This is a genomic window from Erysipelatoclostridium sp. An173, from assembly GCF_002160495.1.
Classification (GTDB): domain Bacteria; phylum Bacillota_I; class Bacilli_A; order Erysipelotrichales; family Coprobacillaceae; genus Thomasclavelia; species Thomasclavelia merdavium.
The window spans coordinates 1-19714 of record NZ_NFKR01000017.1; the positions used below are offsets into that span (position 1 = coordinate 1).

Annotated in this window: 18 protein-coding genes; 5 read left to right on the forward strand and 13 right to left on the reverse strand. The window is 29.2% G+C overall.

Going from position 1 to position 19714, the window contains the following annotated elements:
- The 3 genes from B5F09_RS08420 to B5F09_RS08430 all read left to right on the forward strand — a co-directional run.
- Positions 1-576, forward strand: a 576-nt coding sequence (locus B5F09_RS08420; RefSeq protein WP_087373568.1) for a transposase, incomplete at its 5' end; no start/stop codon positions are given.
- Positions 577-1071: 495 nt separating this feature from the next.
- A complete protein-coding gene (locus B5F09_RS08425; RefSeq protein WP_204215263.1) occupies positions 1072-1260 on the forward strand; it encodes a hypothetical protein in 189 nt (62 codons plus the stop codon).
- A 15-nt stretch (positions 1261-1275) separates the two neighbouring features.
- The gene (locus tag B5F09_RS08430; protein ID WP_087373569.1) at positions 1276-2496 is read left to right on the forward strand and encodes an OFA family MFS transporter; all 1221 of its coding nucleotides are present in this window, start codon (positions 1276-1278) and stop codon (positions 2494-2496) included.
- Between the two features lie 66 nt (positions 2497-2562).
- Here B5F09_RS08430 and B5F09_RS08435 read toward each other — a convergent pair whose 3' ends face one another.
- The 4 genes from B5F09_RS08435 to B5F09_RS08450 form a co-directional block, all read right to left on the reverse strand.
- Entirely contained in the window at positions 2563-4278 is a 1716-nt protein-coding gene (locus B5F09_RS08435) for a carbon starvation protein A (RefSeq protein ID WP_087373571.1), read from the reverse strand.
- 144 nt (positions 4279-4422) lie between these two features.
- A complete protein-coding gene (locus tag B5F09_RS08440) occupies positions 4423-6165 on the reverse strand; it encodes an ABC transporter ATP-binding protein (protein ID WP_087373573.1) in 1743 nt (580 codons plus the stop codon).
- Positions 6158-7876 carry an ABC transporter ATP-binding protein gene (locus B5F09_RS08445; protein ID WP_087373576.1) on the reverse strand — a complete coding sequence of 573 codons (1719 nt, stop codon included), beginning with the start codon at positions 7874-7876 and terminating at the stop codon, positions 6158-6160. Before B5F09_RS08445 ends, B5F09_RS08440 begins: the two co-directional genes overlap by 8 nt.
- Positions 7877-7923: 47 nt before the next feature.
- On the reverse strand, positions 7924-8859 hold the full coding sequence (locus B5F09_RS08450) for a TRM11 family methyltransferase (protein ID WP_087301546.1): 936 nt from the start codon (positions 8857-8859) through the stop codon (positions 7924-7926).
- A 63-nt stretch (positions 8860-8922) separates the two neighbouring features.
- Between B5F09_RS08450 and B5F09_RS08455 the strand changes: the two genes are divergently transcribed.
- Both B5F09_RS08455 and B5F09_RS08460 read left to right on the forward strand, forming a co-directional pair.
- Positions 8923-10125 (forward strand): O-antigen ligase, encoded by a 1203-nt coding sequence (locus tag B5F09_RS08455; RefSeq protein WP_087373578.1) that lies wholly within the window; start codon positions 8923-8925, stop codon positions 10123-10125.
- Positions 10112-10846: a bifunctional 2-polyprenyl-6-hydroxyphenol methylase/3-demethylubiquinol 3-O-methyltransferase UbiG gene (locus tag B5F09_RS08460; RefSeq protein ID WP_087373580.1), complete on the forward strand. Its 735-nt coding sequence runs from the start codon at positions 10112-10114 to the stop codon at positions 10844-10846. The genes B5F09_RS08455 and B5F09_RS08460 overlap by 14 nt, the downstream gene beginning before the upstream one ends.
- A gap of 39 nt (positions 10847-10885) precedes the next feature.
- Here the strand turns inward: B5F09_RS08460 and B5F09_RS15015 are convergent, their stop codons facing one another.
- From B5F09_RS15015 to B5F09_RS08500, 9 genes are all read right to left on the reverse strand, one after another.
- Complete coding sequence (locus tag B5F09_RS15015; RefSeq protein ID WP_204215265.1) at positions 10886-11059, reverse strand: hypothetical protein; 174 nt, start codon at positions 11057-11059, stop codon at positions 10886-10888.
- A gap of 266 nt (positions 11060-11325) precedes the next feature.
- Positions 11326-11505, reverse strand: coding sequence for a hypothetical protein (locus B5F09_RS08465; RefSeq protein ID WP_087302464.1), 180 nt, complete (start codon positions 11503-11505; stop codon positions 11326-11328).
- Positions 11506-11581: 76 nt separating this feature from the next.
- Entirely contained in the window at positions 11582-12355 is a 774-nt protein-coding gene (locus B5F09_RS08470) for a ZIP family metal transporter (protein ID WP_087302462.1), read from the reverse strand.
- Positions 12356-12495: 140 nt separating this feature from the next.
- Positions 12496-12939 (reverse strand): large conductance mechanosensitive channel protein MscL, encoded by a 444-nt coding sequence (gene mscL / locus B5F09_RS08475; protein ID WP_204215267.1) that lies wholly within the window; start codon positions 12937-12939, stop codon positions 12496-12498.
- 88 nt (positions 12940-13027) lie between these two features.
- On the reverse strand, positions 13028-14935 hold the full coding sequence (locus tag B5F09_RS08480; protein ID WP_087373582.1) for an FtsX-like permease family protein: 1908 nt from the start codon (positions 14933-14935) through the stop codon (positions 13028-13030).
- Complete coding sequence (locus tag B5F09_RS08485) at positions 14932-15687, reverse strand: ABC transporter ATP-binding protein (protein ID WP_087373584.1); 756 nt, start codon at positions 15685-15687, stop codon at positions 14932-14934. The genes B5F09_RS08480 and B5F09_RS08485 overlap by 4 nt, the downstream gene beginning before the upstream one ends.
- A 96-nt stretch (positions 15688-15783) precedes the next feature.
- A complete protein-coding gene (locus B5F09_RS08490) occupies positions 15784-16773 on the reverse strand; it encodes a HAMP domain-containing sensor histidine kinase (RefSeq protein ID WP_087373586.1) in 990 nt (329 codons plus the stop codon).
- Positions 16766-17437, reverse strand: coding sequence for a response regulator transcription factor (locus B5F09_RS08495; RefSeq protein ID WP_087302452.1), 672 nt, complete (start codon positions 17435-17437; stop codon positions 16766-16768). The genes B5F09_RS08490 and B5F09_RS08495 overlap by 8 nt, the downstream gene beginning before the upstream one ends.
- 111 nt (positions 17438-17548) lie before the next feature.
- A complete protein-coding gene (locus B5F09_RS08500; RefSeq protein ID WP_087373588.1) occupies positions 17549-19663 on the reverse strand; it encodes a glycerophosphodiester phosphodiesterase family protein in 2115 nt (704 codons plus the stop codon).
- Between the last annotated feature and the right edge of the window lie 51 nt (positions 19664-19714).

Sequence of the window (19714 nt, forward strand, 5' to 3'; positions counted from 1 at the left end):
GATGCCGGATATGGAAGTTATGATAATTACATGTTCTGTAAAAAACATGAGATAGATTTATATATGAAATATTCGGGATATTATAAAGAACAGGAAAAAAAGACAGAAAAGAATCAATTCAAGGTATCTCAAATGCGGCAGGAAGATGGAAGTTATGTGTGTCCACAGGGATATAAATTTGAATTTGTGAGAGAAACGATCAATACCAAAGGGCAATATAAGAAAGTAAATCAGATACTGGAAAATAAACATTGCGAAGGATGCCCGTTAAAATCAAAGTGTACAAAAAGCAAAGGCAACCGAAAAATAACAAATAATGAAAAATTAAATCAGATGAAGAAAGAAGTAAGAGATAATCTGGCTAGTGAAGTAGGAAAAGAATATATAAAATGGAGACAGATATATTCAGAAGGAGTATTTGGGATATTAAAGGAAGATCATCATTACTCAAAATTAAGAAGAAGAGGAGAATCTGGAGTCAAATTAGAAATAACGCTGGTCGCAATAGGATTTAATATTAGAAAATATCATAAAATGATGATGGAGAAGCGAAAAAAAGAAGCTCTAATTAATTAAAAAGATCCAAAAAGTCCTTGAAAAAAAACTGATTTTGAAACAGATACCCTTATTGCGCCTAAAAAGGCTTTTTTTTATACAAAAATTAATTAAAAATAGCAAAAAAATTAAATTTTCCAAAAAATAATCTTCAAAACAAAAAAAGAAGCTGTAACGCTTCATTAAAGGTTAAAAAAACCTCCTTTCGTTACAGCCCCTTTTTATTCGATTGGTATCCAGATATTATGCCAGTTAAAATATTCTTGATCTGGCTTACACATTGAAACAATTTGAGTAATTATATCACCAGCTAGTTGTAAATTATGCTTTTTCATATACTCAAATGCCGGATTTAAAACCTGATATGTTAAAAATTGGCTCGAACGTGATGAAATACACAGATATAAACATTGACATGGTGGATAGTATTTAACATATTATGTTTCTTTAATATCAAGAAGCTGCGCAAATTCTTCTTCAACGCCAACTAAAGTAAAAACTCCAATGTGCGAAACAATGGATTATGTTGAATTTATCAATGAATTAACTGGTAATAACTTTACATCTGTTGAAGAAATGTATGCTGGGGTCCCATTTTTAGACGTTGAAGACATTACTGATATGGTTTATTGGATGGGAACTAGTCGCGAAGCTGGAAAATTTAACGGTCGTGATATTCCATTAGATTTAGGAACTTTACAATAATGGAGGATTAAAAGAATGAAAATTACTAAAGCAACTCGCTGGCGTGTTTTTGCGGGAGTTTGGATACAAAGTTTATTTACATCAGCTACTGCTTTCTTTAGTTTATTTGCATTACCATTATGCGATCAATTTGGTTGGAGTAGTTCTGATTTTTCAATGGCTTATACCATTTATATGTTTATTTATTGTGCTGTTGGCTTTCTAGGCGGAATTTTAGCTGAAAAACTCCAGCCACGAATCGCCATTTATATCGGATTAGCTTTATTTGCAGGAGGGTGGATCTTAACTGGTTTTGCTAATACAATTCCATTCCTTTATATTGCATATGGCTTTATCGCTGGAGCTGGTGCTGGGATGATTTATCCAGCCTGTTTACCAACAGCATTAAAATGGTTTCCTGATAAAAGCGGATCTATTTCTGGTTTAGTTCAAGCTAGAGCTGCTTGTGGTCCATTTATCATGTCACCAATTGCCCAAATGTTAATTGACAATTATGGGGCTCAAAGTGCTTGTAAAATTTTAGGAATTATCTTTTTAATTGGGGTTGGTCTAGTAGCCTGGATGATCGTTCCTTGCCCTGATGGCTGGACTCCTGAAGGATGGGTTCCATCTACTGAACAAAGCAAAGAATTAAACACTAAAGATTACAATATTCCTCAAATGGTTAAAACACCAATTTTCTGGATTTTGTTATTAATGTTTATTTTTGCTAATGCTGCTGGTACTATGATGGTTAGTGCCACATCACCAATTGCTCAAAATCAAATTGGTTTATCAGCAATGGATGCTGCTCTATGTGTAAGTTTAATGACTTTATTTAATATGTTTGGACGAATTGCATTCGGCTTTATCTATGATAAATTAAAAGGCTGGAATTCTCTGCTACTAGTTTTAGTTATTAACGGTATTTCAATGTTAATGTTAACTATTGCTGATTCTTATATTTATTTCATTTTATGTATTGCTTTAGTTGGCTTTTCTTTTGGGGGGCTGCTAGTTGTCTTTGCACCAATGGTTAAAATAATCTTTGGCTCAAAATATTATAATCGTAATTATGGATTGATTTTTATTGGATATGGTATTGGAGCTTTTGTCGGACCAAAAATTTCAGCCAGCTTCTATGATGCAACTGGATCATATGTGATGGGATATCTAGGCTCTGCTATTTTAGCCGCATTAGCCATTGCATTAATATTAATTGCTAAAAAAATGTCTGATAAAATGTTAAATGATTAAAAAAATCGTGATTTTATTTCTTATAAAAAAAGTGCTAATCCTAACAATTAGCACTTTTATCTTTAATTACGCTGTTGCTTTTTTAGATTCAAATAATTTTTTGAAATCAAAGAATGCTACTAATACACCTAAAGCAACTAACAATACTGCTACAATTAATTGTAATCCGGATGTCAAGAAATCAATTGTTCCTGTTGTCATCCATGCAGTAACAATGTTATAAATTGACATTCCTAATGAAGTTAATGTTACAACTAACATTAAACACATTGGGATATATAACATCCATCCTTTTCTTCCAGTTACCTTTAAGAATACTGAAATACTAATTAATACCATCGCAGCTAATAATTGGTTAGCTGATCCAAATAATGGCCAAATATTGTTGTAACCACCTAAAGATAATAAATATCCACAGAATAATGAAATTAATGTAGCTACATATTTATTTGTTAAAAATTTATTTATTCCAGATTGTTCTTGACCAAGTTCTATTTCAAAGAATTCTTGGAATGATAAACGACTAATTCTTGCTACAGCATCTAATGAAGTTAATGCCAATGCTGAAACAAACATTGTCATAATACAAATTCCCCATTCTTGAGGTAATCCTAATTGAGAAACAAAACCAGTAACCCCAACTGCAAATTGAGTAAATGGAGTAGCTCCACCTTCAACAGTTACCATTGCTGTAAGTTGTTGATTTAAAGTACCATCAGCAATTAATGAAGATAAAGACCCAACTACAACAACAACTAAGATTGCTAATAATGATTCTAATAACATTGAACCATATCCAACTTGTAACATATCTTTTTCATTTTCAATTTGTTTACTGCTTGTTTCTGAAGAAACCAAAGAGTGGAATCCAGAAACTGCCCCACAAGCAATAGTTACAAATAATGTTGGGAATAAGTAACTTCCACTATCAGTTACAAATCCAGTAAATGCAGGTGTAGAAATAGTTGGATTGTAAATAAGCACACCAACAACAGCTGCAATGATCATTCCTACAAATAAGAATGTAGTTAAATAATCACGAGGTTGTTTTAATAACCACATTGGTGTAATTGATGCAAAGAAAATATAGACAAACACTACATATAACCATGTTGTTTTATCAAAATAAATTGGAAAAGCAATTCCTACTGCTAACATCAATAAAATCAAAACAATTCCAATAGCCGCTTGTAATTTACCACTAACTTTGAATTTTCTTAAAAAGAAACCAAATCCGATTGCAACAACAATGTACAACATTGAAATCGAAGCAGCCGAACCATTAGCGGCAACTTTTGACCCATCTGCCCCAAAGCCATTAAATGTACCAGCTACCATATCGGCAAAAGCTGCAATTACAAGTAATGTAAATAACCAGCAAAATAAAAAGAATAATTTTCTTCCTGTTTTACCAATATATTCTTCGATAATTCCGCCCATCGATTTACCATCAGATTTAACTGAAGCATATAATGCCCCAAAATCTTGAACAGCACCAAAGAAAATACCACCTATAAGGATCCATAAAACAGTTGGTATCCAACCAAACATCAATGCCATAACCGGTCCAGTTACTGGCCCAGCACCCGCAATTGAAGAAAATTGATGTGCGAAAACATTCCATTTATTACTAGGTACATAATCAACGCCATCATCATTCTTAATCGCAGGGGTTTTAGCATTTGGATCAACTCCCCATGTTCTTTCCAAATAACGCCCGTAAACAACATAAGCAACGATCAAAACTACCATTGCGATAACGAGCAATACTAAACCATTCATTTTTCTTCCCCCTTAATATTGTTAAGAATAAAAATACACTTGTAATTCTTATTTGTCAATATAATAATTTATTTTAATAAATTATTTTTAGAAAAAAGATAAATATTTTCATTTTTTTTGTTAAAAAGATTAAAAACAGTCATTTTATTGACTGTTTCCTAAATTAAACTGACTATGGTATAGATTATAATAATAACCATGTTTAGCTAACAATTCTCGATGCGTTCCTTGTTCTAAAATACGACCTTTATCCATTACTAAAATAACATCAGCATTTTTAATCGTCGATAAACGATGGGCAACAATAAATGTCGTTCTTCCTTCCATCATAATATCAAAAGCTTCCTGGATTTGTAATTCAGTTCGTGTATCAATCGAACTAGTCGCTTCATCTAAAATCAACATCGGTGGTTTAGTAAGCATAATTCGAGCTATACAAATTAACTGTTTTTGTCCTTGAGAAAGATTGCCACCATCTTCTTCTACTAACGTATCATACCCTTCTGGTAACTTCATAATAAACTTATGAACCCGGGCTTTTTTGGCCGCAGCAATTATTTCTTGATCACTTGCATCACTTTTTCCATAAGCAATATTTTCTTTAATTGTCCCTTTAAAGATCCAAGATTCTTGTAAAACCATTCCGTATAATCGTCGTAAATAATTTCTTTCCATATCTCTAGTATCAATGTTATCTACTTGGATAGTACCACTGGTTTGATCATAGAAACGCATTAATAAATTTATTAACGTCGTTTTCCCACAACCAGTTTTACCAACAATAGCAACTGTTTGTCCTGGTTTAGCTTCTAAACTTAAATTTTCAATTAACGATATATCAGGATTATAGCTAAAACAAACATCCTTTAAACAAACCTGTCCCCTGATATTTTCAATCGTTTGCGGATTAGCAACTGGTTTTTCAACTTTTTCATCTAATAATTTAAATACTCTTCCACTAGCTGCAAGAGCAGTTTGCATTTCTGTCATTACTGAAGAAATTTCATTAAATGGTTTAGTGTATTGATTGGCATATGTTAAAAAGCTCGATAATAATCCAACACTAAAATGTCCATTTAAAACACTAATTGCCCCAAAAACACCAACTGCACCATAAACCAAACTGTTTACTATTCTTGTTGTAGGATTTATCAAAGCACCATAAAACTGGGATTTAACGCCACTAACATGCATCCGCTGATTAATTTGTGCAAATCTTTGTTCATTTAATTCTTCATAATTAAATGCTTTAATCAAACGTTGATTACCAATCATTTCTTCAATATATCCATTCATATCACCACGAATCTCTAATTGTTCTTGAAAATATAAATGTGTTCTTTTAACAATCAATGAAGCTACTAAAAGTGATAATGGTGTTAAAACAATTACCACTGCAGCAATCGTCAAATTAATTAAACACATAATAATAATTGTCCCTACGATCGTTGCAATTCCTGTAAACAAGCTAGTAAAACTTTGCAATAAACCACTGCCTATTAAATCAATATCATTAATAACTCGTCCAATAATATCTCCATGAGGATGTTGATCAATATATTTTAGTGGTAATAAATGAATCTTTTCAAAAACTCGATCTCGTAAATCATTAGTAATATTATAAGTTATTTTGTTTGTTAGCTGTGATAATATCCATTGTACTATCGACCCAGCAATAATTATTAAAACAATAAATAACAATTGATTTATTAAAGCATTAAAATCAACTTTACCTACTCCAATCAATAAATCAATAGCTTGACCAAATAGAATTGGAGTAATCAGTGTTAAACAAACACTTATAAAAGATAAAACAAAAATCCCAATTAAAATAATTCGATACGGTTTACAATATGTAATTAAACGCATAATAGTTTTATTATCCATGTAAATCACCATCCCCACTATGCTGAGAAGCATAAATTTCTTGATAAATCTGGCAATTCTTCATCAAATTTTCATGACTATCATAGCCAACTAATTCACCATGATATAAAACAAGAATTTTATCAGCCTGTTCAACAGAAGCAATTCTTTGTGAAATAATAATTTTAGTCATTTGCAATTTCTTTAATTCCTGACGTAACCTAAAATCGGTAGCATAATCAAGAGCACTTGAACTATCATCTAAGATTAAAATCTTAGGATCTTTTACTAAAGCCCTAGCAATAGTTAGACGCTGTTTTTGGCCACCAGATAAGTTTTTACCACCTTGGTCAATAAATGTATCTAAGCCTCTTTCTTTATCTTCTACTAATTCTACTCCCTGTGCAATTTGTAAAGCCGTCATTAATTTTTCATCACTAGCGTTTTGATTACCTAATTGCAGATTTTCTCTTATCGTTCCTGAAATCAAAGAAGCATACTGAGGTACAAAACCAATGAAACTTCGTAGTGATTGTAAATCATAGTCTTTAATTGGCTTTTCATTTAAATAAATTTCTCCATTATTAACATCATAAAAACGAGCAATTAGATTTACTAAAGAAGTTTTACCTGCACCAGTTCCGCCAATAATACCAATTGTCTGACCAGCAAAAATCTTAAAATTAATGTTTGTTAAAACATTCTTTTTATTATAAGCAAAATCAACATTTTTAAACTCCAAACAAACCGGTGTATCATTCCAATCTGTTTCATTAGATAAACTTGTAATATCAGGATTAGTTTCTAACACTTCAAATATTCGTGAATAACTAGCTCCAGCTTTATTGTAAATAGAGATAACATTTGCAAAAACAATCAAAGCTAAAAGAATTGAATTCATATAATTAACTAAAGCAATAACTTCACCTTGTGATAATCCACCAATATTTACCTGGACCCCACCAAAATAAATAATCAATACAATTGCAACATTTACGATCAATTGTGTAAAAGGATTCAATAACGCCTGAATACTCCCCACTTTAACTTGAATATCTTTTTGACTTTTAGTTTCCTGTTTAAACTTATTAATTTCTTTGTCTTGTGAAGCAAAAGCTCTAATAACTCGAATCCCATTTAAGTTTTCACGTACAATTAAACTTATTTGATCAAGTTTTTGTTGGACCCGATTAAAATATGGCATTGAAACTATTGTAATTAATAACATGACAATTGCTAAAATTACTGCTCCACAAACAAAGATCAAGGCTAATGGACCACTGATTAAAAAGGCTAAAAATAACGAACCTAACATAATAAAAGGAGCTCTTGATGTTAAACGAATCGTCATAGCAATTGCTAATTGAATTTGAACAACATCATTTACTAATCGAGTTACTAATGTTGGTGCATTTAATTTATCTAAATTGTGATGATCATAGCGATTTATCTGATGATACATATCCTCTCTAAGTTTAGTCCCTACACTTTGTGATGTTACTGATGCATAATATTGACATATCAACGCAAACAGATATCCAATAACAGCTAATGCTACTAATATTAATCCCCGTGATAAAATATAATTTTGATCATTATTAGCAATTCCAACATCGATAATATCAGCCATTACTAGTGGTACTAATAATTCTAAAGCGGCTTCAGCTATCTTGGAAACAAATCCGCCAATAGCTGGAAACCGATAATCTTTAATGTATTTTAATAATTTCATTGTTACCCTCCCAACTATAAATAATTATAGCCAATTTACTTTATAATTTAGCTGCAAACATAAATATAGCGCCCAAATTTATTTTTTTCGCCCTTTCTTCGAAAACAACTATCGTCTATATTATATCCAGCCTTAATAATTTCACCAGACATTTCTTCAAATGTAACTATCACTAGTCGATTACAGATTCTTCTTGATGATTCAATTATTTGGCACTGCTCTTGATAGCTAATTGGTGTATATAAATTATAAGGTAAATCAATTATGGCAACATCATAATGTTTATCCAAATTATGAATACTTACCTTATTAATTAAATACTCATTATAACCATAGTATTTTAAGTTTTTTCGTGCTTGCCATGATATTTCCCGAGAAATATCAAATCCCTCAATATTTAGTCCTAGTGCTAATCCTTCTAAAACTACAGTCGCCATTCCACAACAAGGATCAACTATTTTTAAGCTTTTATCACCTTGATAGGCAATGTTAACTAACGTTCTAGCCAGTCTAATATCTAACGAGTTAGAAAAAGTATTCGGTTTATCATCATGTTTTTTCCACGATGGAATACCATGATGATAATAGCCGCAAAGCCATAATTGATTCAACTTAGTAATTGCAATAATATGTTTAGGTTTAGACATATTAACAGTTCCTTCAATAGCCCAGGAAATATCTTTACACTTCTGCAATGTTTCTTGATAATCAACATGGCTAATTTCATTTTTTAAATAAATAACCTTAAATTCCTCAAACTCATAATGCAATTGTTTAACTTTCTCTATTAATCGATCAAAGTTTTTATCTACAGACCAAATATCAACCTTAGCTTTCATAAAAACACTTTGATCAACACTATAATCAATATTACTTAAATAATATTTGCTTAAATATTCTTCTTTAAATAATGCCCGAAATTCTAATGCACATAAATCACGTTCTTCAGGCGGATAATTGAATACATATAGGTACTTTTCCATTACTTCTCCTTATTTGTAACCACTTTAATTTTATGCTATAGTAACAGTACTTGGAGGTCTGTTATGCAATATTTAGATTCATTAAAAAACCGTTTTTCTAAAGAACAGCTGCTATTAATTGCAATAGCATTTAGTTTATCGACACCTTTTTATATTTGTGTCCCTTTTTTATTAGTTGTAACAATATATTTATTGTATACCAAAAAAATTATTAATGCTTATAAAACCACCCCAAAATCCAAATATTTACTTATTTTCATGGCAATAAGTTTAATAGTATCTCTAATTTATCAAAACTGGATTGGTGTTGGTTGCCTAGCTTTAATTTTTATAGCTGTTTCACTAATGCTATATTATCGCCAATATATCAATCAAGACACTTTTGAGTTTATTCTTGATTTATTAATTGCACTATCAGTTTTATGGGCAATATATGGATTATATGAACAAACCCAAATTTTACAACGGCTTGGGTATGACCATTTTACCTTAAAAGTATTCAGCCGTCGAGAAAATCGTCTTAATTCAGTATTTTTCAATGCCAATTATTATGCAATGATGATTGAATTTATTATTATGATGATTGGTTATAAAATATTTGGAACTAAAGACTTAAAGAAACAAGCTTATTATTTTGTAGTAGCTTTAATTAATTTCTTTTTACTATATATGACTGGTTGTCGAACTGCATTAATCGCAACAGCTGGAGCAATGTTAGTATTTTTAATCGTTAATAAAAATTTCCGTATTTGTTTATTAATAGCTCTTGCCTGTGTACTTTGTGGCATTTACTTTATCTTTAATCCGGAACAATTTCCACGTATTGAACGAATCTTTGACAACTTTGCCGTTAGAATGAAAATATGGCGAGCTGCTATTACTGGTATCAAAGCTCATCCTTTATTTGGTCAAGGGCCTATGACATATATGATGATCTTTGAAAAATATCACGGTCACGTTACTCAACATGCTCATAGCGTTTATTTAGATCCTATTTTATCCTTTGGGGTAATTGGAATATCCGTGCTAGTTCCTTATGTTATTGATAATTTTAAAAGATTAATTAAAGTATACAAAAAAAGATTAAATATTCGTTATGTTGCCTTAGTAATTTCATGTATTACTGTAATTTTGTTACACGGTACTTTAGATTACACTATTTTTTGGGTTCATACTGGTATTTTATTTTTATTACTATCTTCCTCATTTGGAATTTATGAAAACAGCGGTGATTTAGAAAGAGAAATTGAATATGAAAGAAAATAAATATGATAACCTTGTGTTTTTTAATAAATATCTACAAATGAATCGCTCAATAAACGGTTTAGATGGTGCTGGTGAATGGCATGAACTTAAAAAAATTCTTCCAGATTTTCATGATAAAAAAGTTCTTGATTTAGGCTGTGGTTTTGGCTGGCATTGTAAATACGCCAGCGATAATGGAGCCATATATGTTTTAGGAACAGATATTTCTAAAAGGATGTTACAAAAAGCCCAGGAAATTAATAGTGCTGATAATATTGAATATCAGCAAATTGCAATGGAAGATTTAAACTTATCGAAAGAAAGTTTTGATATTATTTTGAGTTCTTTAGCTTTCCATTATGTTGAAGACTTTGTTTCTTTAATAAAAAATATTTATAACTGGTTAAAACCAGGTGGTGATTTTGTTTTTTCAGTAGAACATCCAATATTTACATCAGCTGGATCTCAAGACTGGTATTATGATGATAATGGTGAAATATTACATTTCCCAGTTGATAATTATTATTATGAAGGTAAAAGAGAGGCAATTTTTTTAGATGAAAAAGTAACTAAATATCATCGTACTTTAACAACATATATTGAAACTCTTTTAAATAATGGCTTTTTATTAACTAACATCGTTGAACCACAACCACCTGAAGAAATGATGGATCTTCCAGGCATGAAAGATGAAATGCGTCGACCAATGATGTTATTAATCGCTTGTAAAAAACCGCTTTAAAAATGGAGACTGATTTATATCAGCCTCCTATTTTTATATTTAATAAAAATCTTCAATTTTTACTTTATCACTAATACCAACAATCGTCATCCAAATAACGCTAAATAAAATCAATCCTAATAACCAAAGAGGTACTCCACAAATTATAGTATCTCTAACCATCAATTCTAATACTATAAATAAGCCTATTGCAATTAACGCGATCCTGTTCATAATAAGCCTCCTTCATTTTCAATTATATCTTATTCTTTATATATATTCGATAATACCACTAATATGTTAAATAAATATTAAATTTTCTCTAGAAATAGAAAATGACAGTAAATATTACTGTCATTTTCAAGATTGGAAAGTTACTCAAAATATATAGGTATAAATTGCATAAAAGGACTAAAACATTATCTTTATACCTACGTTTATTTTACAATAATTTTTATAATCTAAAATCTAATTTGTCTTAAATGTTTGTTAATTTTTATTTACTTAGTTTCACCTTTAAACGCCAAATAAATAACGCCTAACATAAATGGTATCAATAATACTAATGCTATACTAGGCAGATTAGTTTTTTCACTACCTGTATAAGCGAAAATATTTGACATATTAGTCCCAATTGTCATCAATCCTGTTAATAATCCCATTCCTACTCTTTTTTTCATCTTCATCACCTACAGCTTTTATTATATTTAAAAACAGTATTTAAAATAGACAAAGACAATTAAGTTTATGTAAATATTATCCTAAGGCAACATCCAAGATCATCATAATAACAAACCCAATGGCAAAACCGATTGTTGCAAGATTACTATGTTCTCCCTGAGAAGCTTCTGGTATTAATTCTTCAACTACAACATAAATCATTGCTCCAGCTGCAAAAGCTAATAAATATGGCAAAATTGGTACCATCTTAGAAGCAAATAGAATAGTTATAACAGCACCTGCTGGTTCAACAATACCTGATAACAGTCCATAAAGAAAAGAACGATTTTTTGATAAGCCACTAGCTTTTAATGGCATTGAAATTATAGCTCCTTCAGGAAAATTTTGTATCGCTATACCGATTGATAAAGCAATCGCTCCAGCAAAAGTTATGTCTTGATTCCCAGAAAGAAACCCAGCAAATAACACTCCTACTGCCATTCCTTCTGGTAGATTATGCATTGTAACTGCTAATATTAACATTGTTGTTTTTTTCAAATGACTTTTAGGTCCTTCAGCTTTATTATCTAAATGCATATGCGGAATCATATGATCTAAAAATAACAAAAATAAAATTCCTAACATAAAACCAATCGCTGCTGGTAAAAATGATAATTTTCCCATTGAAGCCGACATTTCCATCGCTGGAATCAACAATGACCAGACCGATGCAGCAACCATGACTCCTGAAGCAAAGCCAAGTAACAGCTTTAGTACATAATTATTGATTTTATCTTTCATAAAATATACACAGGCAGCACCGGCAGTAGTTCCAAAAAACGGAATTAGAATTCCCCAAAATATTTCCATATTACATTCCTCACTTATTAATTTTTATCATCTTATATATAATCTCCAATATCTAAATAACGGAAAATAATTAAACTATATTTTGGCTATATTCTAGCTTATCCGATTTTTACATGCAATTTATATGATAATAAATCATTTTACTCATCAATTACTGATGTACAATGAGGACATCTTGAAGCTTCAATATTTATCTCTTCTTTACAAAAAGGACATATTTTTACTTTAGCTTCAGCTTTATTTTCTTCACCAATTTTTGCTTTAATACTTTCATTAATTGAATTAACTAACTTTATCAAAGCAAAAAGAATAAACGCAACTATTAAAAAATTAATTACTGCCGTAATAAAACTGCCATAAGCTAATACCGGAGCATTTTTACCACTCCCTAAAACTAATTTTAAATTTGAAAAATCAACACCACCAAATATTCCTAATATCGGTGTAATAATATCATTATTTAAAGAAGTAACAATTGTGGTAAAAGAACCCCCAATAATTACCCCAACAGCCATATCAATTACATTACCTCTAGTAATAAATTTCTTAAATTCTTCAATAAGATTTTTTCCTCTTTTCATCATCTAACCTCCTAATAAATACATTAAAACAAAAAATGTCTATTTTAGTCAATTAAGTAAACAAAAAAGTAACTATGACAAACATAGTTACTTAAAGATAAACACTTAAACATTTTTGTTTAAAAGCAAACACTGATAACAAATATGCCAGATAAAAGATAACTAGTATTATTAATGCACTAACAACATTTATAATAAATAAATCTGTTTGCATTGTATTGGCAAGTGCCTGAACTGAAAAGCAGGAAGTAATTACCATTAATACAAATGGACAATAATAAGCAAAGCGAATTTCATTTTTAATTGATTTTGATAATACTCGATCACTAATGCCCATTTTTCTTAAAATCTGATAACGTTCACGGTCTTCATAAGCTTCATTGCTAACCTTCATAAAAATAATACTACCACTAGCTAAAATAAAGACAATAAATAAGAAAATACAAATAGAATAAGTAACACGAACCCAGGCAATATCACTATATAAAGGATCAAGCGCTACATAACCAACAGCTCCTCCTTCACTTTCAACTAAAGAATCTAAATATCCAATTGATGCCTGATAATTATTAGGATCAGCAATTTTATAATTATAAATATTTATTTCGTTACTTGTTGTTTGTAATTGTTTATAGACATTATCATTTACAACATAAGTATTAATATTTTCTTGAAGAATTCCTAAATAAGATGTATTAGTTTCATCTACTATTTGATATTCCTGGTTTTTAATGGTAATAGTTGGATTACTTACTGGATCAGAAATATCTATTAAATATAATCGGGTTAATTGAATTACTTGATTATCATTTAACTCTGGTAAATCAAAATCAATATTAGCTTTTTTAGCCAGTTGTTTTAATTGACTATATGACACGATTCCATTAGCAGTATATGTGTACTTACTACTTACATCTTCATCGTTTAAAGATAGCATTGTATATGAATTAGAAAATTCTACTTCATTAGTTTTAGAGATTTCATCAGCTATTTGTTTTTCATCTAACTGTTTACTAGCTGTAATTGTATAATTATAAGTATCTCTAAAATGAGCAATACCGTCATAGCGTTCTTTCATTGCAAATGCAGTAGCTAAAACAGTTACTGAACAAATCATTAAAATCGTTACAATCGCATAAGTACGGTAATTCTTTTTTAATCTAAAGGCGATATTATTAACCCATAATGTTCTTTGTTTTTGATATAGATATTTTTTATTACCTATTAATTTATAGATTACAAATGGAATAACACCATCATACAAAAAGTAAATACCCACGATTACTAAAACAACTGCATAAAGAATATACATAAATGATGTTAGATCACCAACCTGCAATGCACAGTAGTAACCAGCAATCAACAATATCATACCTATTATTGCTTTAATAGTAGCCAAAATACCATTAGTAACCTTTAGTTCATTTTGTTTAGAAGCAGATAGCATTTCTACAACACTGCTTTTTACAATATTGATATATCCTTTAATGATCATTATCGCAAAAATAACTATAAACAAACTAATCGAAATTATAAATGGTGCTAAAGTTAATTTAAATGATACATCAACACTAATGTTAGAAAGAGCTAATAAAATCATTGTAAACAATTTAGAAAAAATTATCCCGGTTCCAATTCCAATTATTAATGATAATAAAGCTACTAAACTAATTTCAATTACATACATTTTACCAATCTTACCATTGTCTAGTCCCATAAATGTAAAGATTCCAATTTCTTTTTTTCGCTGTGCTAAAAAGACATTTGTAGCATACCAGATAAAGAAAAAGACAAAGATAACAAATACAATCGAAATAACTTCAATAATAGTTGTAATATAATCACTATTTCGATCTTTTAATACATCCATTGCTCCTGAAAAAGCAATATTTTGAAAATTAAAGAAAACGAAAATCGAAAACGATAATGAAATAATTAATGACACATAATTTTTAATACTTCTTTTAAAATTAGAATACGCTAGTTTAAATAAACTCATTGTTGGTCACTTCCCATCGAAGCTAATAAACTTAATATTTCATCATAGAATTGTTCTCGTTTACCAGTATGATTCAAGCGACATTTAATTGATCCATCACTTAAAAAATATACCTGTTTAGCATAGCTGGCACTATAAGCATCGTGAGTAACCATTAAAATAGTAGCATTACCACGTTCATTAGCATTTTTTAATGATACTAATAAATCTTTACTAGATTTAGAATCAAGGGCTCCGGTTGGTTCATCTGCAAAAATTATTCGAGGATTAGTAATTAAAGCTCTGGCACTAGCTCCTCTTTGTTTTTGACCACCAGATAATTGATAAGGATATTTGTTTAAATGATTACTTAAGCCAAATAATTCCGCCATTGCTTTAGTTCGAGCAATTGCTTCAGTATTTTTGACCCCGTTTAAACTAAGTGGTAAAGCAATATTATCAGCCAAAGTCATATTATCTAATAAATTATAGTCTTGAAAAATAAAACCTATTTTCTCTTGTCTAATTTTTGATAAGCGTTTATTACTAACATTACTGACATCTTCACCATCAATAATAATCTGACCATGAGTAGGTTTATCTAACGTTGAGATCATATTTAATAATGTTGATTTACCTGCCCCTGAGGGTCCCATAATAGCAATAAAGTCATTTTCATAAATATCTAGATTAATGTTTTTTAATACTTTCGTTTGATAATCTTTACCGCCATAACTTTTGACGAGATTTTTAATTTCAACTACTTTTTTCATATCAAGTCCTCCTTAGATTACAACTTAATTGTATCAAGTTGAACTCCAAAAATCCTAACAGCTATCTAACAGTTAATTTGCTAATCTTACATTTTCTTAATCTAAGAAAAAATAATCCCGATTATCTTTAAACTTAATAAAAAAACGAGTTCCCGTATGAAAATTTTGATCAACTTGAACCTCAATATTCAACTTTTTAGCAATATCTTTAACAAAATATAATCCCATTCCGGTAGAACGATAATCACCATCTCTTAAGTTGCTGCCTACAAAACCACGATCAAATATGTATGGCATATCTTCCTTACTGATGCCAATTCCATTATCTTCTACAACTAAGGTTATTGCATCATTTTCAATGATTTTAAATATTAAACAAGGACTTTCTTGACAATATTTAATTGAATTTGCAATAAACTGATCAAGCATATATGTTAACCAGCGACGATCATTGTAAACATAAATATCATCAAATTGGATATCGATACTAAAATGCTTGTTGATTAAAAAATATGATTGATGTTTTATTGCTTCTTTAATTACTTGGGTTAACTGGATTCGTTCTATTTTTATATCATTTTCAGGATTTTTTAATTTACTGCTCATGAGCATAGTATTTAAAAGCAGTTGTAATCTTTCAATAGTTTCTCGAATATCTTTTTTTAAAAAAACATTTTCATTACGCTCATTCATTAATCTTAATGATGCAAGTGGTAATTTGGCTTCATGTGACCATTTTGAAATATAGTCCGATAAATCTTGAATTTGATTATTTAAATAATTTATTTTTTGTTCATAGTATTTTTGATTATGTGCAAATATATTAACTATCTGCTTACTACAAACTAAGTTTAATTCTTCTTTGTCAACTAATTGCCGTTTTTCTAATCTAACTAATCGTAAATACTTTAAATAATCAAAAATAATTACAACAATTAAAAGAAAACATAAAATTATATCTAAATAAATTAAATCTTCCAAAAATAGGCGACTGCCACAAAGTAAAATAAAATAGATATTAATAAAAGCAATAACACTAATAGCAAATAAAATTTTCAAGCCGGTTTTCTTTAAATAATTAATCAATATAGTAACCAACTCCTTTTTTTGTTTTGATAACCTCTTGTCCACTCATTAATTCTTTTAATTTATTACGTAATCTTGAAATATGAACCGATAAAGTTGCATCTGTTACAAATTCATCTGTATTCCATAAAACCATCATCAATTGTTCCCGACTAACACAATTACCACGGTGTTCTAATAATGTTGTCATAATTTTACTTTCTGATTTAGTTAACTCTAAAACCTGATCATTATGAATTAATCGACCACTTAATAAATCATAGCAGGTATCATCATCTAAATATTCTTTTTCTAATTGTTTATATTCATATGTTCTTCTTAGCATTGCTTTAATTTTGACTAATAATACTTCTAAATCAAAAGGTTTTTCAATATAATCATCACCACCAGCTGATAATGCCATTATTTTATCAGCATTTTGTTCACGACTAGAAATAAACAAAATCGGTACTGTTGATGTATTTCTAATCTTTTGACACCAATAAAAACCATCATAATATGGTAAATTGATATCTAATAAAATTAAATCTGGTGCATATTTTAAACATTGTCTATCTACATGTTTAAAATCAATATCAGCTTTTACTTGAAAATCCCATTTTTTAAGTAATAATTCTAGCTCCCGCGCTAAAACAGGATCATCTTCAACAATCATTATTTTCATCATTATCACCCCTATATAAAATTATTATATATCGCTAATTTAAAAATTAATATTAAAATATCCAATCTAACAAAAATGTTATAAAAAAATACTAAGTCATTAAACTTAGTATTAAAAAGCAGGATAACTATCACCTTTATAATAATAATATTGATAATTGTGCTTTAAGTAATCATCAACAGCCGCTTTGCCACGATCTGGATAATTAGTTATAATTCCACTAACGCCCATATCTAAATATTGGCGCATTTTATCACTTGTATCAACGGTCCAGACATAAACTGGTACCCAGTTATTATTAGCTTTTTCAATAAAACTTAATGTAGCTCGATTTTCTTCAATAGCTAGAAAGTCAATATCCATATTCCATAATGATTCATCTAAATCCCCAGCACTACCATAAATACAATAACCAATCCACCATTCAGGATGCTCTTGTTGTAAATAAGTAACCGCATCGTAATCTAATGACATAAAAATTGAACGATCTTCAAAATTATTTTTTTCAACTACTTTAATTATTTCTTTTGCAAGTTTTTGACTATCACTATTTTCAGTCTTTAACTCAATTAACAAATCAACATCAATATCATTCTTTTTCATCTTCTTGATCAATCCATCAAGAGTTGGTATTTTATCTTGATAATTGCCTTGATATACCGTTAATTTTGTTAATTCTTTAGCTGTTGAATTACTAACTTTTTTTCTTTCATTAGCTAATCTAGATAAATCATTATCATGAATCACTACCGGTATACCATCACTTGAAAGCTGAACATCAATTTCTGCATAATTAGCATTATGGTCACTAGCGCCTTTTACAGCACTATAAGTATTTTCAACACCATAGTGACTTCCTCGATGCCCAATGACCCAAGGATGATGAACCATCGTTGATGGTTCTAAATAAGCGCCAACTAATAAAACAGATAAACTTACTAAAGTAAATGTTACTATTTTAGGATGTTTATTATATATTTTAGAACGGTTCAAAACGTTTCTAATCATCTGATAAGGCCAAAATAATATAGAATTACTTTTTGAAGCTTTAGTTTTATTATTTTTTTGTTCATAGCGATTAATGATACTGGCTACAAAATACATAACAATAACTACAATTAAAATAGTACATAATATGTATATCGAATTGGGAGAAATATAAGTAATTATTAATACTAATGCCGCCCAGAATATTAAATTGATGATCCCCCAATGTTTTTGATAAAACTCATTTTTAAAAATATTTTTATCTAAAAACTGATAAATAATATTACCTTGGATCTTAGCTTCAAGTACGGTTTCATCAAAAGCCTGATTAAAATCTGTATCAATAGCCACTTTGACAATTTCTTCATTTTGCTTACTAACTATCTTTAAGACTATTTGATAGAAGATAACTATTAATGCTACAATAATTAAACTATAAATTAAATATTGAATTAAATAGTTTCTAAATAATGATGAAGTAATTAAATTCTTCAAGAAATAGCGATTAAAATCAGCATTTTTTATTAATGCATTAGGTAATTGCTGTTTTAAAAGCATTTCCATTATAATCCAGCCTACAATCAAAGTTATTAATGTTATTCGTTGTTTTAACTGTAATGAACGATGAATTTTTAAGTTATCTTTAAATGCTTTGATAAAACTTTCTTTTTTTAAAACCATCATTACTGGTACAAAGAATAACAAAAGATAAATTCCATAATATAATAAATAAATTAAAACAATTAAAATATTACCTACCAATGTTAATTTCAATTCCCCAAATATAAAATTAGGAATTTTAAATGAAGGGAATAAAGAATTAATATATCCTAAATGAACTAGTGGTAATAGTAATATAAAATATAATCCAGCTAATAAAGTACTAGGATATTTTAAACATTTTAGATTTAGTATTGAGGTTTTTAAGACATCATAAATTCGAAAATCTATTCCTTGTGATTTTAAAGTTATCATATTAATAATGACACTGTATTCATAAATAATGGTCATTAAAGCTCCTAGCATTACTAATAATATTATTAATATTCCTTCAATAGTTAAAAAATCAAAAACGATATATTGATTGAAGGCTCCACCTAAGGAACGATCATTTAAATACATTTGAATGATTTTATTGAAAAATGGCGATATTATTAAAATTATTCCAATTTTATAAAATATTTCAAATTTTAAGATTTTGAAAAAAAGATATTGATAATTTTTTATTTTTTCAAACATTATATCGCCTCCACAAATGTTATTCTAACATTTATAGCGTACTTTTTTAAT

What these genes read in the sequence shown, in the direction of transcription:
- B5F09_RS08495 (WP_087302452.1), bottom strand. Translation starts at nt 17,437, where the DNA reads ATGAAAATAATGATTGTTGAAGATGATCCTGTTTTAGCGCGGGAGCTA.
- B5F09_RS08435 (WP_087373571.1), bottom strand. Translation starts at nt 4,278, where the DNA reads ATGAATGGTTTAGTATTGCTCGTTATCGCAATGGTAGTTTTGATCGTT.
- B5F09_RS08470 (WP_087302462.1), bottom strand. Translation starts at nt 12,355, where the DNA reads ATGGAAATATTTTGGGGAATTCTAATTCCGTTTTTTGGAACTACTGCC.
- B5F09_RS08480 (WP_087373582.1), bottom strand. Translation starts at nt 14,935, where the DNA reads ATGAGTTTATTTAAACTAGCGTATTCTAATTTTAAAAGAAGTATTAAA.
- mscL (WP_204215267.1), bottom strand. Translation starts at nt 12,939, where the DNA reads ATGATGAAAAGAGGAAAAAATCTTATTGAAGAATTTAAGAAATTTATT.
- B5F09_RS08465 (WP_087302464.1), bottom strand. Translation starts at nt 11,505, where the DNA reads ATGAAAAAAAGAGTAGGAATGGGATTATTAACAGGATTGATGACAATT.
- B5F09_RS08500 (WP_087373588.1), bottom strand. Translation starts at nt 19,663, where the DNA reads ATGTTTGAAAAAATAAAAAATTATCAATATCTTTTTTTCAAAATCTTA.
- B5F09_RS08445 (WP_087373576.1), bottom strand. Translation starts at nt 7,876, where the DNA reads ATGAAATTATTAAAATACATTAAAGATTATCGGTTTCCAGCTATTGGC.
- B5F09_RS08450 (WP_087301546.1), bottom strand. Translation starts at nt 8,859, where the DNA reads ATGGAAAAGTACCTATATGTATTCAATTATCCGCCTGAAGAACGTGAT.
- B5F09_RS08455 (WP_087373578.1), top strand. Translation starts at nt 8,923, where the DNA reads ATGCAATATTTAGATTCATTAAAAAACCGTTTTTCTAAAGAACAGCTG.
- B5F09_RS15015 (WP_204215265.1), bottom strand. Translation starts at nt 11,059, where the DNA reads ATGAACAGGATCGCGTTAATTGCAATAGGCTTATTTATAGTATTAGAA.
- B5F09_RS08430 (WP_087373569.1), top strand. Translation starts at nt 1,276, where the DNA reads ATGAAAATTACTAAAGCAACTCGCTGGCGTGTTTTTGCGGGAGTTTGG.
- B5F09_RS08460 (WP_087373580.1), top strand. Translation starts at nt 10,112, where the DNA reads ATGAAAGAAAATAAATATGATAACCTTGTGTTTTTTAATAAATATCTA.
- B5F09_RS08440 (WP_087373573.1), bottom strand. Translation starts at nt 6,165, where the DNA reads ATGGATAATAAAACTATTATGCGTTTAATTACATATTGTAAACCGTAT.
- B5F09_RS08485 (WP_087373584.1), bottom strand. Translation starts at nt 15,687, where the DNA reads ATGAAAAAAGTAGTTGAAATTAAAAATCTCGTCAAAAGTTATGGCGGT.
- B5F09_RS08425 (WP_204215263.1), top strand. Translation starts at nt 1,072, where the DNA reads ATGGATTATGTTGAATTTATCAATGAATTAACTGGTAATAACTTTACA.